This window comes from Devosia nitrariae, assembly GCF_030160115.1.
GTDB classification, from domain to species: domain Bacteria; phylum Pseudomonadota; class Alphaproteobacteria; order Rhizobiales; family Devosiaceae; genus Devosia; species Devosia nitrariae.
In genome coordinates this window covers 91,838-103,449 of record NZ_BSNS01000002.1, presented here as the reverse complement: position 1 = coordinate 103,449, position 11,612 = coordinate 91,838, and the positions used below count along the sequence as shown (strand labels likewise).

The 11,612-nt window shown below is 65.9% G+C and carries 14 protein-coding genes; 9 read left to right on the top strand and 5 right to left on the bottom strand.

The window, feature by feature from the left end; genetic code table 11:
- Window positions 1–71: 71 nt before the first annotated feature.
- Both cobO and QQK18_RS01140 read left to right on the top strand, forming a co-directional pair.
- Window positions 72–680, top strand: a complete 609-nt coding sequence (cobO, locus tag QQK18_RS01145; protein WP_379994708.1) for a cob(I)yrinic acid a,c-diamide adenosyltransferase — start codon at window positions 72–74, stop codon at window positions 678–680.
- 1 nt (window position 681) lies between these two features.
- A complete protein-coding gene (locus QQK18_RS01140) occupies window positions 682–1,203 on the top strand; it encodes a hypothetical protein (protein ID WP_284338436.1) in 522 nt (173 codons plus the stop codon).
- On the opposite strand, the gene QQK18_RS01135 is transcribed toward QQK18_RS01140, so the two are convergent.
- The gene (locus QQK18_RS01135) at window positions 1,200–1,685 is read right to left on the bottom strand and encodes a hypothetical protein (RefSeq protein ID WP_284338435.1); all 486 of its coding nucleotides are present in this window, start codon (window positions 1,683–1,685) and stop codon (window positions 1,200–1,202) included. The two genes, QQK18_RS01140 and QQK18_RS01135, sit on opposite strands and share 4 nt — an antisense overlap.
- A 40-nt stretch (window positions 1,686–1,725) precedes the next feature.
- Window positions 1,726–2,196: a group II truncated hemoglobin gene (locus QQK18_RS01130; RefSeq protein ID WP_284338434.1), complete on the bottom strand. Its 471-nt coding sequence runs from the start codon at window positions 2,194–2,196 to the stop codon at window positions 1,726–1,728.
- A gap of 63 nt (window positions 2,197–2,259) precedes the next feature.
- Here QQK18_RS01130 and QQK18_RS01125 point away from each other — a divergent pair, with 63 nt between their 5' ends.
- Window positions 2,260–2,598, top strand: a complete 339-nt coding sequence (locus QQK18_RS01125; protein ID WP_284338433.1) for a winged helix-turn-helix transcriptional regulator — start codon at window positions 2,260–2,262, stop codon at window positions 2,596–2,598.
- Here the strand turns inward: QQK18_RS01125 and QQK18_RS01120 are convergent.
- The gene (locus QQK18_RS01120) at window positions 2,595–3,497 is read right to left on the bottom strand and encodes a cation diffusion facilitator family transporter (protein ID WP_284338432.1); all 903 of its coding nucleotides are present in this window, start codon (window positions 3,495–3,497) and stop codon (window positions 2,595–2,597) included. The genes QQK18_RS01125 and QQK18_RS01120 overlap by 4 nt on opposite strands.
- A gap of 387 nt (window positions 3,498–3,884) precedes the next feature.
- Between QQK18_RS01120 and QQK18_RS01115 the strand changes: the two genes are divergently transcribed.
- Window positions 3,885–4,298, top strand: coding sequence for a cobalamin biosynthesis protein (locus QQK18_RS01115; RefSeq protein ID WP_284338431.1), 414 nt, complete (start codon window positions 3,885–3,887; stop codon window positions 4,296–4,298).
- 8 nt (window positions 4,299–4,306) lie between these two features.
- On the opposite strand, the gene QQK18_RS01110 is transcribed toward QQK18_RS01115, so the two are convergent.
- Window positions 4,307–5,032 carry a cobalt-precorrin-6A reductase gene (locus QQK18_RS01110; RefSeq protein WP_284338430.1) on the bottom strand — a complete coding sequence of 242 codons (726 nt, stop codon included), beginning with the start codon at window positions 5,030–5,032 and terminating at the stop codon, window positions 4,307–4,309.
- 142 nt (window positions 5,033–5,174) lie between these two features.
- On the opposite strand from QQK18_RS01110, the gene cobA reads away from it, so the two are divergent.
- From cobA to cbiB, 4 genes are read left to right on the top strand one after another with little or no spacing between them, the layout of a single operon-like run.
- Complete coding sequence (gene cobA, locus QQK18_RS01105) at window positions 5,175–6,014, top strand: uroporphyrinogen-III C-methyltransferase (RefSeq protein WP_379994711.1); 840 nt, start codon at window positions 5,175–5,177, stop codon at window positions 6,012–6,014.
- Window positions 6,001–7,311: a cobyrinic acid a,c-diamide synthase CobB gene (locus QQK18_RS01100; protein WP_284338428.1), complete on the top strand. Its 1,311-nt coding sequence runs from the start codon at window positions 6,001–6,003 to the stop codon at window positions 7,309–7,311. The genes cobA and QQK18_RS01100 overlap by 14 nt, the downstream gene beginning before the upstream one ends.
- Before the next feature lie 6 nt (window positions 7,312–7,317).
- Window positions 7,318–8,778 carry a cobyric acid synthase gene (locus QQK18_RS01095; protein ID WP_284338427.1) on the top strand — a complete coding sequence of 487 codons (1,461 nt, stop codon included), beginning with the start codon at window positions 7,318–7,320 and terminating at the stop codon, window positions 8,776–8,778.
- Window positions 8,778–9,740, top strand: a complete 963-nt coding sequence (gene cbiB, locus QQK18_RS01090; RefSeq protein ID WP_284338426.1) for an adenosylcobinamide-phosphate synthase CbiB — start codon at window positions 8,778–8,780, stop codon at window positions 9,738–9,740. Before QQK18_RS01095 ends, cbiB begins: the two co-directional genes overlap by 1 nt.
- A 104-nt stretch (window positions 9,741–9,844) precedes the next feature.
- Here cbiB and cobU read toward each other — a convergent pair whose 3' ends face one another.
- Complete coding sequence (cobU, locus tag QQK18_RS01085) at window positions 9,845–10,372, bottom strand: bifunctional adenosylcobinamide kinase/adenosylcobinamide-phosphate guanylyltransferase (RefSeq protein ID WP_284338425.1); 528 nt, start codon at window positions 10,370–10,372, stop codon at window positions 9,845–9,847.
- A 287-nt stretch (window positions 10,373–10,659) separates the two neighbouring features.
- On the opposite strand from cobU, the gene QQK18_RS01080 reads away from it, so the two are divergent.
- Window positions 10,660–11,601 carry a glucosamine kinase nucleotide-binding domain-containing protein gene (locus QQK18_RS01080; protein WP_284338424.1) on the top strand — a complete coding sequence of 314 codons (942 nt, stop codon included), beginning with the start codon at window positions 10,660–10,662 and terminating at the stop codon, window positions 11,599–11,601.
- The last annotated feature ends 11 nt before the right edge of the window (window positions 11,602–11,612 follow it).

The window sequence follows — 11,612 nt, the reverse complement described above, 5'->3', positions numbered from 1 at the left end:
GCGGCGCGTATCATCATCGACCATGCGGAGCGTCTCAGATGACCGACCGTACGCCCAAGAAGACCGACCTCATGAGCGAGGCCGAGCGCGATGTCTATCACGCTGAGAAGATGAAGAAGAAGAAGGCGGCGCGCGACAAGATCCTTGCCACCAAGACCGAGGAGCGAGGCTTGCTCATCGTCCACACCGGCAAGGGCAAGGGCAAGTCGACGGCAGCGTTCGGCATGGTCTTCCGCGCCATCGGCCATGGCTTCAACGTCGGCGTCGTGCAGTTCGTCAAGGGCAAATGGGGCACGGGCGAGCGCGATGTGCTTGAGAAATTCCCCGATCAGGTGACCATCATGGCCATGGGGGAGGGTTTTACCTGGGACGTCGCCGATCGCCAGCGCGACCTCGCTGCTGCCCGCGCCGCCTGGGAAACAGCCAAGGCGATGATCGCCGACCCGCGCTACCGGATGGTCCTGCTCGACGAACTGAACATCTGCCTGCGCTACGACTACCTGCCGATCGAAGAGGTGGTCGAAACCCTGAGGAACAAGCCGCGCGACACCCATGTGATCGTCACCGGCCGCAACGCCAAGGACGAGCTGATTGAGATCGCCGATCTCGTCACCGAAATGACCGAAATCAAGCACCCTTTCCGCGCCGGCGTGAGGGCACAGGCAGGGATCGAGTTCTAGGATGAAGGTTGCGCTGGTTGCGCTCGAGGATATCGGCGAGGCGCTGCTGCTGCGCGCCCTGCTCGAAAATCTTGGCGCCGACGTGCATCTGCGGCCTGTCGGCAAGCCGTCCGATTTTCCCAATGCCTTCGATGCCTTCGGGAGTAGTGCCGACTTCGCTCTTGTCAGCGGTCATGGCGACCAGGGCGGTCTCGTCTTTCCCGAAATGGCGCCCGGCGTCGATTCCCTGGTCCTGCCCAACGACCGGCTCGATGCCGCGCTGATGGCGGAGCACGTCCGCTCGGTGCCACCGATCGTCGTCTCAACCGCCTGCAACACCGGCACCGATGCTTTTGCGCAGGCTTTCCGCTCCGCCGGCGCACACACCTTTATCGCGCCCGCCGACTATCCGGAAGGCGCGGCAGTGCCGATCCTGTTGGGATTGGCTTTCCACCGCGTATTCGGCGGCCAAGATTGGTCGTCGGCCGTTGAAGCGGCCAATACAATGTTCGAGGAAGGCGACCGCTTCAGGATTTGGTCCTAGCACCCCGTCGCCCGGAACATGTCCTCGAGCTGGGGGAGCCTGTCCTTTATCTCGCCGGCATGGACCACGGAATACTGCACGGTCATCACCGCGTAGCTCGTCCCGTCGCAGAGCAGGATCATGCGGGCATCCAGCATTCGCTGGCCGAGGACGCCCGAAAAATTGGCCCAGCGCGGTGTCACCGTCTGCGCCGCGATGGTCCAGCCGTCCTCTTCGGCATATCCAATGCGCGCGGCGACCTCTGCCTCGAAATCCGCTTCCAGGAAATGGCTGCCCCAGACGGTAAGCACCTGCCCCTTTGCGCTCTGGTCGAACACCTGCCCGTCGCCGTTGTCGCTTTCGCCCTGGCCGGTAAAGCCCGGCGGAATGCCGGCGACGTAGCCGAAGCGCACGTTCTCGTAGCGTCCCCGGCCGAGCTCGCGCGCAAAAACGGGCGGGATCAGGCTGAAAACGGCGACGGTGAGCACAAGAAGAATCCGCATGTCGGCAAGTGTGCGTTGAGCGGCCGGATTCGGCAAGGTCTCAGCCCTGTTTGCCTTGATAGGGCCCGCCGACCTCGCCCCATCCCCATCTTGGCATGGGCTCGTCGAGCGCAGGCGTCGCGCCGGGCCGGGAATTGAGCACGGCCATCCGCGTGCCCCATTCGAGATAGCCGACCAGTACCGAGGCGAATTCGGGATCGTCCGGCAGGCCGAGCTCGGTATAAGTATCGAGCAGCAGGTTGATCCAGCGTCGCCGCTGCGCCTCGCTCAAATTGCGGCTGAGGTGGTGGCGGATCATTTCGGGATGGCCGCCATGGCGCTCCGAGTAGAGCTTGGGCCCGCCCATGACTTCGGCGAGAAAAGCCGCCACATGCGCCGGATGATCGGGGCTCATGCGCGCAAAGACCGGCCCCAGCACGTCGTCGGCTCGCACCTTGTCGTAGAACGCTGCGGTCAAGCGTTCGAGCGCCGCGATTCCGCCCACCCAGTCGTAAAGGCTTGGTACAGTCATGCTGCTGATCCTCCGGTCCACTGGAGATGACGCGATGCAGGCGCGATTTCAAGGAGTTACGAAGTGGTAAGCGGTCCCGAACCAGACGCGAAGATGCTGCACTGCCCGGCGCTGGTGACGATCCGGCTGATCGCCGGCAAATGGAAAACGCGCATCCTCTGGGCCCTGCGGCCGGGTCCGGTGGCCTTCAACGCACTGCAGCGGCAACTGCCCGGAATCTCGGCCAAGATGCTCATCGAACATCTGCGCCAGCTCGAGACCGATGGTCTTGTCATCCGCACCGGCGCGCGCCGAGGCAAGGTCGAGACGGTGACCTACGCCTATTCGGACTACGGCCGCACGCTGATTCCTGTGCTCGATAGGCTCGGCGACTGGGGCCTCGCGCACGAAGAACGGAACTAGACCACCACAATCCCCGAGTGCTTGGCCTTCTCCTCGGGTTCAACATGGATGGTGATCTGTGCCGGCTCCACCGCTTCGCGCAGCTTGGCTTCGATACCGTCGCAGATGGTATGCGCGTCCGAGACGCTCATGGTGCCGGGCACCACGAGATGGAAGTCGATGAACGTCATCCTGCCCGCCTGCCGGGTGCGGATGTCGTGCGCTTCGATGGCGCCTTCGGCATTGCTGGAGATCACCTCGCGGATCACCTGCTGCGTGTCGGTCGGTACGGCGACATCCATCAGCCCGCCCACGCTGTCCCGGATGACCGTCCAGCCCGACCAGAGGATGTTGAGGGCCACCAGCCCCGCCAGCACCGCATCGAATACCGCCCAGCCGGTGAGATAGACGAGCACCAACCCGGCAACGACGCCGAGCGTGGAGAGCACGTCGGTAAAGAGGTGTTTGCCGTCCGCTTCGAGCGCCGGGGACATGGCCTGGCGTCCATGCCGGATGAGCACGTATGCCCAGACCGCGTTGATCGCCGTCGCCACCATGCTGACCGTTAGCCCTTCGACCGGCGCTTGCGGCAGGGCGGGCTCGAGGTAGCCAAGCCAAGCCTCCCGGAAGATCAGCAGCGCCGCGATGATGATCATCACGCCAAGGATGACCGCCGAGAAGTACTCGGCCTTGTGATAGCCATAGGGTAGGGCCGCATCGGCCGGCTTGGCCGCCAACACCACAGCCGCCAACGCTATCAGCGCCGTCACCACGTTGACGATCGATTCGAGGGCGTCCGAATAGAGCGCGATCGAACCGGTTATTTGCCAGGCGAGACCCTTGAGGCCAAGCACGATCAGCGCGACGACAAGGCTTGTCGCCGAAATGGCGATCGTGCGCCGGGTCGAGATGTCTGCCATGCTGCGGCCGCTCCTTGAGGCATCCAAGCCCAGCGGCATAGACCGGGGGTCGACGTTCGGCAAGTTCTTGTTCTGACATTGATTTTCAGAAGCATTCTTGTTAGCCGGTCATGCCCGTCCAAGCCCTTGATTGGCCATGCTGTTCCTCCGCACGCCCGGCTTTCCGGCCAAAGGCGGTCGCTGTTTTTGCAATGCGAAAACGAGGCCTGAGCTCCTGTTCTGGTTCCATCAGGAGGGGAAGTGCTCTAGAAGATCGCCAGCGCAGCGTTCCATATGAGGAACTGAAACAGAGTTCGGTGCGGCCGACCCAAGCCGGGGGCCAAGTCCGGAGCTGCTACGGTTTTCGCGGACCTGCCTCTTGTCGTTCGTCACGAAGAGGCGCCTGTCATGCAGGTTCTTGTCCCCCTTGAGGGAGTGTACGCCGGGCTCGTCGCCGGCATTGCCTGCCGGCGTGGCGCGCCCGCTGCGGAGCTCATCGCCCTCATCGAAGCCGCCCTCGCCGAGGCCGGCCATCCTTCATCCGATCTGACCCTGCTGGCAACACTCGAGGCCAAGGCTGGGGAAGCGGCTATCCTCGCGGCGGCGCGACATTTTCGCGTGCCGGTACGCGCGTTTCCGGCCAATGACCTCACGCGTTTCGCCGCGCAGGTTCCGACCCCGTCGGCAGCGGTGGCGCGTCACACGGGTCTTGAAAGTGTCGCCGAAGCGGCGGTGCTGGCCTGCGGCGAACTGGTGCTCGCCAAGCGCAAATCCGCGCAAGCCACCTGTGCGCTGGGGCGCCATACCGGAGAGCGGCGATGACGGCGCGCCTATCCGATCTCGAGCGTTGCGAGCGCCTCTTTGACGTTCGCGACTTCGACGGCCGGCCCATAGACGGGCCGCTCGATCATGATCACCACGATGTTCAGTTGCCGGGCAGCCTCGAGCTTGGCCGCCGTCTGCTCGCCGCCCGAATTCTTGCTGACGAGGTGGGTGATGCGCTCCTGCCGCAACAGCGCCAATTCGTCCTCGAGCGCGTGGGGCGGGCGAGCCAACAGCAGTCGGGCATGCGGGGGCAGGGGATGCTGCGGCGGCTCGATCAGCCGGACGAGAAACGTGCAGTCGTCGCGTTCGAGGAAGAGCTCGAGCCCGGCATGGCCGGTTGTGAGCAATACCCTGGCCTGGTGCGGCAGGCTCGACGCGGCCTCGGCGAGCGTTGCAACGATCGTCCATCGCGCGCCTGCCGGCGGCTTCCATGCCGGACGCAGCAAGCGCACCAGCGGCACGCCGGAGCTGCGCGCTGCCAGAGAGGCATGGGCCGAGATCGTGCCGGCGTAAGGATGAGTGGCATCGACGATCGCCTCGACATGCGCCGCTCGAAGGTAGGCTTCGAGCCCGGCAATCCCGCCAAACCCGCCGATCCTCACATTGCCCTGCGGGAGTTTGGGGTCCTGCGTGCGTCCGGCGAGGGACGTAACCACCTCATGGCCCATCCCCACCAGCCGATCGGCCAGCTCCCGCGCCTCGCCGGTTCCGCCAAGAATGAGGATACGCATCGGGTTGGCCCTGTTTTCGTTCTGGCAGCCCCTGGTCCGTTTAACCCCCTCCTGACCTACCCCACAAGGGGAGCGGCTGGAAACGAGTTGGCGCGACACCTGGAGGGCGGCACCTCCCGTCTTCAAGGGGAGGTGAATGGCAATGCTTGACCGCCTCAAGTCCCTCTTCCGTCGCCGCGCCGGTTTCGCGGCGCTCGATGCCGCGCAGTTCCCCCGCTTCGAGGCCGGAGCCGTCTGGCTGGTCGGCGCGGGCCCCGGCGCGCCGGGATTGCTCTCGCTCCTCGGCTACCATGCGTTGCAGCAAGCCGACGTCGTCGTCCACGACGCGCTCGTCTCGCCGCGGCTTTTGGCCATGGCCGGTCCACGCGCCGAGATCGTCTTTGCCGGCAAGCGTGGCGGCAGGCCAAGTCCACAGCAGGCCGATATCAGCTTGAAGCTCGTCGATCTCGCCCGGCGCGGCCACCGCGTCCTGCGCCTCAAGGGCGGGGACCCGTTCATGTTCGGCCGCGGCGGAGAGGAGGCGTTGGCGCTTGCCGAGGCCGGCATCTCGTTCCGCATCGTGCCGGGTATTTCTTCCGGCCTCGGCGGCCTTGCCTATGCCGGGATCCCGGTGACGCACCGCGACGCCAACCAGACTGTGATTTTCCTCACCGGCCACGACGAGACGGGCGGTTTGCCGCAGGTCGTCGACTGGACTGCAATCGCCAAGGCCGCTCCTGTCATCGTCATGTTCATGGCCGTCAGGCACCTGCCGAACATCGCCGGCAAACTTCTTGCCGCCGGCCGCGATCCCGCCGACCGGCTGGCAGTCGTCTCCAATGGCACGCTGCCGGATCAATCCGTGGTCGAAACGACACTTGGCGCGGCTGGCAGCCTCGCCGATCTGGAAACGCCCGCCATCGTCGTCGTCGGCCCCGTCTCGGCCTATCGCCCCTTGCTCGACTGGTACGCGCCGGACCTGCGGGAGAATGGCATTGGCTGAACCGGGCGGCCTTCTCGTCGCAGCCCCGCGCTCGGGCTCGGGCAAGACCGTGGTGACCCTCGGTCTTCTCGCGGCCCTCAAGGCGCGCGGTCTCGCCGTGGCGCCGGCCAAGTCCGGACCGGACTATATCGATACGGCAATCCTGGAACGCGCGGCCGGCCGTGCGGCCGTCAATCTCGACCCCTGGGCCATGGCGCCGAGCCGCCTCAAGAGCCTCGCCGCCAGCCATACGGCCGACGCCGACCTGCTGCTGGTCGAGGGTGTCATGGGGCTTTTCGACGGCGCCGCCGATGGCACCGGCTCGACCGGCGACCTGGCAGCCGCCCTCGGCCTGCCCCTCGTCCTTGTCGTCGATGCCGAACGGCAGGGCCAGTCTATTGCCGCGCTCGTTTCCGGCTTTGCCAACTGGCGCGCCGACATACGTGTTGCCGGCGTCATCCTCAACCGCGTGGCGAGCACGCGCCACGAGCGCATGCTTGTCGCCGCCCTCTCGGAGACAGGGATCACCTGCCTCGGCGTCATTCCGCGCGATTCCGGCCTCGCCCTTCCCGAACGGCACCTCGGCTTGGTGTTGCCGGACGAAGCCACTAGCTTTGAAACGGTCGTGGGCCGTGCGGGCGAGGTGGTCGCCGACTATGTCGACCTGGGAAGGGTGCTTGAGCTGGCCGCGCCGCTCGCTTCGGCCGAACCGCGCCCACTCCGGCTCGCCCCGCTCGGCCAGCGCATCGCCATCGCCCGCGACCGGGCCTTCGCCTTCCTCTACCGGCACATGCTCGATGACTGGCGGGCCGCAGGCGCCGAGCTCAGCTTCTTCTCTCCGCTCGCCGACGAGGCGCCGGCACCCGACGCCGACGCTGTGTTCCTGCCCGGCGGCTATCCCGAGCTGCATGGCTCAGCGCTTTCAGCCGCGAGCAACTTCCGGGCGGGGCTCCTTGCCGCGCGCGATCGCGGCGCGCTGGTCTATGGCGAGTGCGGCGGCTTCATGGTCCTGGGCGAGGTGCTCTTCGACAAGGCCGGCGTGCCGCACGAGATGGTCGGCCTCCTGCCGGTGATCACCCGCATCGACCGGCCCAAGCGCACGCTCGGCTACCGCCGCCTCGCCCACCAGAGCCCCTTGCCCTGGCCCGGCCGCTTGATGGGCCATGAGTTCCATTATTCCTCGGTCAAACAGACGCGTCTGACCCCGCTCTTTGCCGCGACCGATACGCTGGGCGAACCATTGCCGCCCATGGGGGCTGTGGAAGGCCGCGTCATGGGCTCCTACGCCCATGTCATCGACGCGCCTGCCATGGCATAAGGTGCCATGGCCAAGGCATTGATGTTCATGGGAACGGGGTCCGACGTCGGCAAGTCGCTGATCGTCGCCGGACTCTGCCGAACCCTCGCCAATCGTGGTCTCAGCGTGGCACCGTTCAAGCCGCAGAACATGTCCAACAACGCCGCCGTTACCGCCGATGACGGCGAAATCGGCCGCGCCCAAGCCTTGCAGGCCCGCGCCGCCCGCCGCCCGCCGGTTACGGCCATGAACCCGGTGCTGTTGAAACCCGAGCAGGAGACCGGCGCCCAGGTGGTGCTGCGCGGCAAGCGCCTTGCCTCGATGTCCGCCCGCGGCTACTTCAAGCACCGCATCGAGTTCCTCCCGCAGGTTCTCGAGGCGTTCCACGCACTCGCCGCCGATGCGGACTATGTGCTCGTCGAAGGCGCCGGCAGCGCATCCGAGGTCAACCTGCGTCAGGGCGATATCGCCAATTTCGGCTTCGCCGAGGCGGCTGACCTGCCGGTGGTCCTCATCGGCGACATCGAGCGCGGCGGGGTGATCGCGGCGCTGGTCGGCACCTTCGCCGTCATTGCCCCCGCAGACGCCGCACGCATCGCCGCGACCCTCGTCAACAAGTTCCAGGGCGATCCGACCCTCTTCGATGCCGGCAAGGCATTCATCGCCGAGCGCACCCGCCGGTCGGTCTTCGGGCCCGTGCCGATGTTCGCTGACGCGGCGCGGCTGCCAGCCGAGGACGTGCTCGGCCTTGCCGGCAGCGCGCGAAAGCCTGGTGACCGATACCTCGTCGCCGTACCGCGCCTGCCGCGCATCGCCAATTTCGACGATCTCGATCCGCTGCGTGCCGAGCCGGGAGTCGACGTCGTCATCATCGAGCCGGGCATGCCGGTTGCGAGCATGGCCGATCTCGTCATCCTCCCCGGCTCCAAGGCCACACGTTCTGACCTGGCGGCGCTCCGCCGCGAGGGCTGGGATGTCGACATCAGGGCGCTCCACCGCGCAGGCAAGCGCATCCTCGGCATCTGCGGTGGCTATCAGATGCTGGGGCAAAGTGTGGCCGATCCCGAGGGCATCGAGGGCGCGCCCGGGGCGAGCGAAGGACTGGGCCTGCTCGACGTCGAAACCGTGCTGACGCCGGTCAAGACCCTCAAGCTCGAAGCGGCCGAAGACGCGGCGAGCGGCCTGCCTCTCACCGGCTATCACATGCATATGGGAGAGACTGTCGGCCCCGATCGCGCCAACCCCTTCTCGCGGGTCGCGGGCGAACCCGAGGGTGCGCGCAGCCGCGACGGCCTTGTTATGGGCACCTACCTCCACGGCCTCTTTGCCGCCGACGGCTTCCGCCGAGCCTTCCTCGGCGCGACTGCCGACCCCTCGCTTGCCTATGAGGCCGGGGTGGATGCCGTACTCGATGGGCTTGCGGCCCACCTCGAATCGCATCTCGATGTCGATGCCCTGCTGTCGCTATCCAGGGAGGTCCGGTTCTGATGTCCGTGTTCGTTGCCCCTCTCGCGCTCGTCATCGAGCGCTGGCTCGGCTATCCCGAGCAGCTCACCAAAACCATCGGCCATCCGGTCGTGTGGTTCGGCAGCCTCATCGACGGGCTGGAGCGCCGTCTCAACCGCCCGGAGCGCGACAGCCGCCACCGGCGCGATGCTGGCATCATCGGGCTCGCCATCCTCCTCGTCGTCGCCTTCGTTCTCTCCTTCATCGTCCAGCAGTTCGTGCGCGGCCTGCCGCTGGGCTGGGTGGTCGAGGTGTTGCTGGCCACCCCCTTCCTCGCCCAGAAGGAGCTCGGCCGCGCCGTTGGAAAGGTAGCCGATGCGCTGAGCGGATCACTCGCGGCCGGCCGCGAAGCCGTCAGCCATATCGTCGGGCGCGATCCGGACGAGCTCGACGAAGCGGGCGTCGCTCGCGCGGCCATCGAGACCCTGGCCGAGAGCACCTCCGACGGGGTGGTCGCGCCTTGGTTCTGGCTGGTCCTTCTCGGCCTGCCCGGCATCGTGCTTTACAAGGCCATCAACACCGCCGATTCCATGGTCGGTCACCTCGACGCGCGCTATCGCGACTATGGCTGGGCCTCAGCCAGGCTCGACGACCTCGTCAATTGGGTGCCGGCGCGCCTGACGGCGGTGCTGATCACCATTGCCTGCTTCATCGTGCCCCACGCCAGCCCTTCCCATGCCTGGACCGCCGCCCGCCGGGACGCGCCCAAGCACGCTTCGCCCAATGCCGGCTGGCCCGAGGCGGCCATGGCCGGTGCTCTGGGCTTCAGGGTCGGCGGTCCGCGCAGCTATAGCGGCGAGGTCGTCCACTTGCCGGTCATGGGCGAGGGCAAGTCCGCGCTAGTGGCCAGCGACATCCTGCGTGCCCTCCAGCTCTACCGTGCCACACTTAACGTACTGCTGGTCATGAGCATCGCGCTGGCACTGATGCTGACGACGCTCTGACCGTAGCGCTTTCAGCAAAAGTGGAAACCACCTTTGCGGTTCGAAAGCGCGACAATCTGATAACTTGGAGCTCCCGGTCTGGTCCCATCAGAACGGGCAAAGCTCTAATCGGGCGTTTGGCCTTTCAGCGTCAGCGGCAGGCCGGCAGCAATGAAATAGACGTCGCTGCAGATCTCGGCGAGGCGCTGATGCGCCGCTCCGGCGATGTCGCGGAAATTCCGCGCCATGGCGTTTTCGGGGACGATACCGAGCCCGACCTCGTTGGAAACGAGGATCACCATGCTGCTCTCCATCTGCCGCAAGGTCGTCGCCAGTTCCTCCACCGCCTCGGCAACGTTCTCACCGGCCTCAAGCATGTTGCTGATCCACAGCGTCAGGCAGTCGACGAGAATCACGTCATGATGCGAGGCGGCCGCCTGCAGCGTTTCGGTAAGAGCCAGTGGCTGCTCGATGGTCTCGAAACGTCCCTCGCGCTGGCGACGGTGCGTCTCGACCCGCTCGACCATCTCCGTGTCAAGCGCTTCGGCGGTGGCGAGATAAGCGGGGAGGCTCCCGTACTTTATCGCCAGCCGTTCGGCAAAACTCGTCTTGCCCGAGCGCGCTCCGCCCAGCACCAGTACATGTCGCGCCATCTGCCTGCCCTCTTTGCCGCCGTTTTCAATCCAGTCACCCTACAAGATTTTCGCGCGGTTCTGGTTGCCCGCTTGAACTGTCGCATGGAGGTCGGCCACGTGTGCAAACGAGCCATGCGGCCGGCCTTATGGCACCGCGAAATTTGCCGCGTATCCTACTTTCGTCTTATGGCCTTTCGCATTATGGTCCGCGCCGAACGAACCGTGTTGAGTATCGCGCGCACAACCGGCGCCCCTATCGGCGGGTCCGGCCCATCCAACCATCGCCCCAAGAAGGAGGCGCCCTCTTGCCCAGGTACTATCTAGGCGTCGACGGCGGCGGGACCAATTGCCGCGTGCGCCTGGCCGACGAGACTCTTGCAACGCTCGCCGAGGTCAAGGCAGGCCGCTCCAATCTTCAGATCGATGACGGCGAACCCGCCTGGAAGGCCATCAGCGACGGCACGCGCGACGTATTCGCTTCGGCCGGCATCGATTTCTCCGAAACCGCCAATACCTATGCCTGCTTTGGCATGGCCGGCGGGCGCATGCATTCGGCCCGCGAGGAGTTCGCTGCCCGTCCCTGGCCCTTCGCCGGCGTCAAGGTGTTCGACGATATCGACATCGCCCATGCCGGTGCGCTCGGCGGCGAGGACGGCGCGGTCATCATCGTCGGCACCGGCTCGGCAGCGCTCGCCATGGTCGCCGGCCAGCGCTACCAGGCCGGTGGCTGGGGCTTCCAGATCGGCGACCAGATGTCGGGCGCCATTCTTGGGCGCGAACTGGTGCGTTATTCCGTCGAGGCCGAGGATGGCCTCGTCGAGCCCTCGCCGCTGACGAGGGCGGTGATCGATGCGCTCGGTGGCGACAACCAGGCGGTGATGAGTTGGTCCTTTGCCACCGATATGGACCTGAAGATCATCAGCCGTGATGGCACGGAAGGGTGTGACGACGCGCTGATCGGCCGCGCTCCGGCTGAATTCGGCAAGCTCATGCCGCTCTTCACCGAGCACTTCGACAAGGGCGACCCTGTCGCGCGCAAGCTCATGGACCTGGAGCTTTCCTACATCGACACCTATGTCGACTGGTTTAAGGCGCGCGGCGTCGACAAGATGGCTGTGGTCGGCGGCTTCGGCCAGCGTCTCTTTCCCATCCTCAAGGACCGCTACGGCGATTTCGTGCGCATGCCGCTCTACGAACCCCTGCACGGCGCCGTCCTTCTCGCCCGGCAGTATTTTGCAACGACCTGACTTCTTGAAAG

Coding starts and splice junctions, on each gene's coding strand:
- cobO (WP_379994708.1), top strand. CDS start 72: ATGAGCGAGGCCGAGCGCGATGTCTATCACGCTGAGAAGATGAAGAAG.
- QQK18_RS01140 (WP_284338436.1), top strand. CDS start 682: ATGAAGGTTGCGCTGGTTGCGCTCGAGGATATCGGCGAGGCGCTGCTG.
- QQK18_RS01135 (WP_284338435.1), bottom strand. CDS start 1,685: ATGCGGATTCTTCTTGTGCTCACCGTCGCCGTTTTCAGCCTGATCCCG.
- QQK18_RS01130 (WP_284338434.1), bottom strand. CDS start 2,196: ATGACTGTACCAAGCCTTTACGACTGGGTGGGCGGAATCGCGGCGCTC.
- QQK18_RS01120 (WP_284338432.1), bottom strand. CDS start 3,497: ATGGCAGACATCTCGACCCGGCGCACGATCGCCATTTCGGCGACAAGC.
- QQK18_RS01115 (WP_284338431.1), top strand. CDS start 3,885: ATGCAGGTTCTTGTCCCCCTTGAGGGAGTGTACGCCGGGCTCGTCGCC.
- QQK18_RS01110 (WP_284338430.1), bottom strand. CDS start 5,032: ATGCGTATCCTCATTCTTGGCGGAACCGGCGAGGCGCGGGAGCTGGCC.
- cobA (WP_379994711.1), top strand. CDS start 5,175: ATGCTTGACCGCCTCAAGTCCCTCTTCCGTCGCCGCGCCGGTTTCGCG.
- QQK18_RS01100 (WP_284338428.1), top strand. CDS start 6,001: ATGGCATTGGCTGAACCGGGCGGCCTTCTCGTCGCAGCCCCGCGCTCG.
- QQK18_RS01095 (WP_284338427.1), top strand. CDS start 7,318: ATGGCCAAGGCATTGATGTTCATGGGAACGGGGTCCGACGTCGGCAAG.
- cbiB (WP_284338426.1), top strand. CDS start 8,778: ATGTCCGTGTTCGTTGCCCCTCTCGCGCTCGTCATCGAGCGCTGGCTC.
- cobU (WP_284338425.1), bottom strand. CDS start 10,372: ATGGCGCGACATGTACTGGTGCTGGGCGGAGCGCGCTCGGGCAAGACG.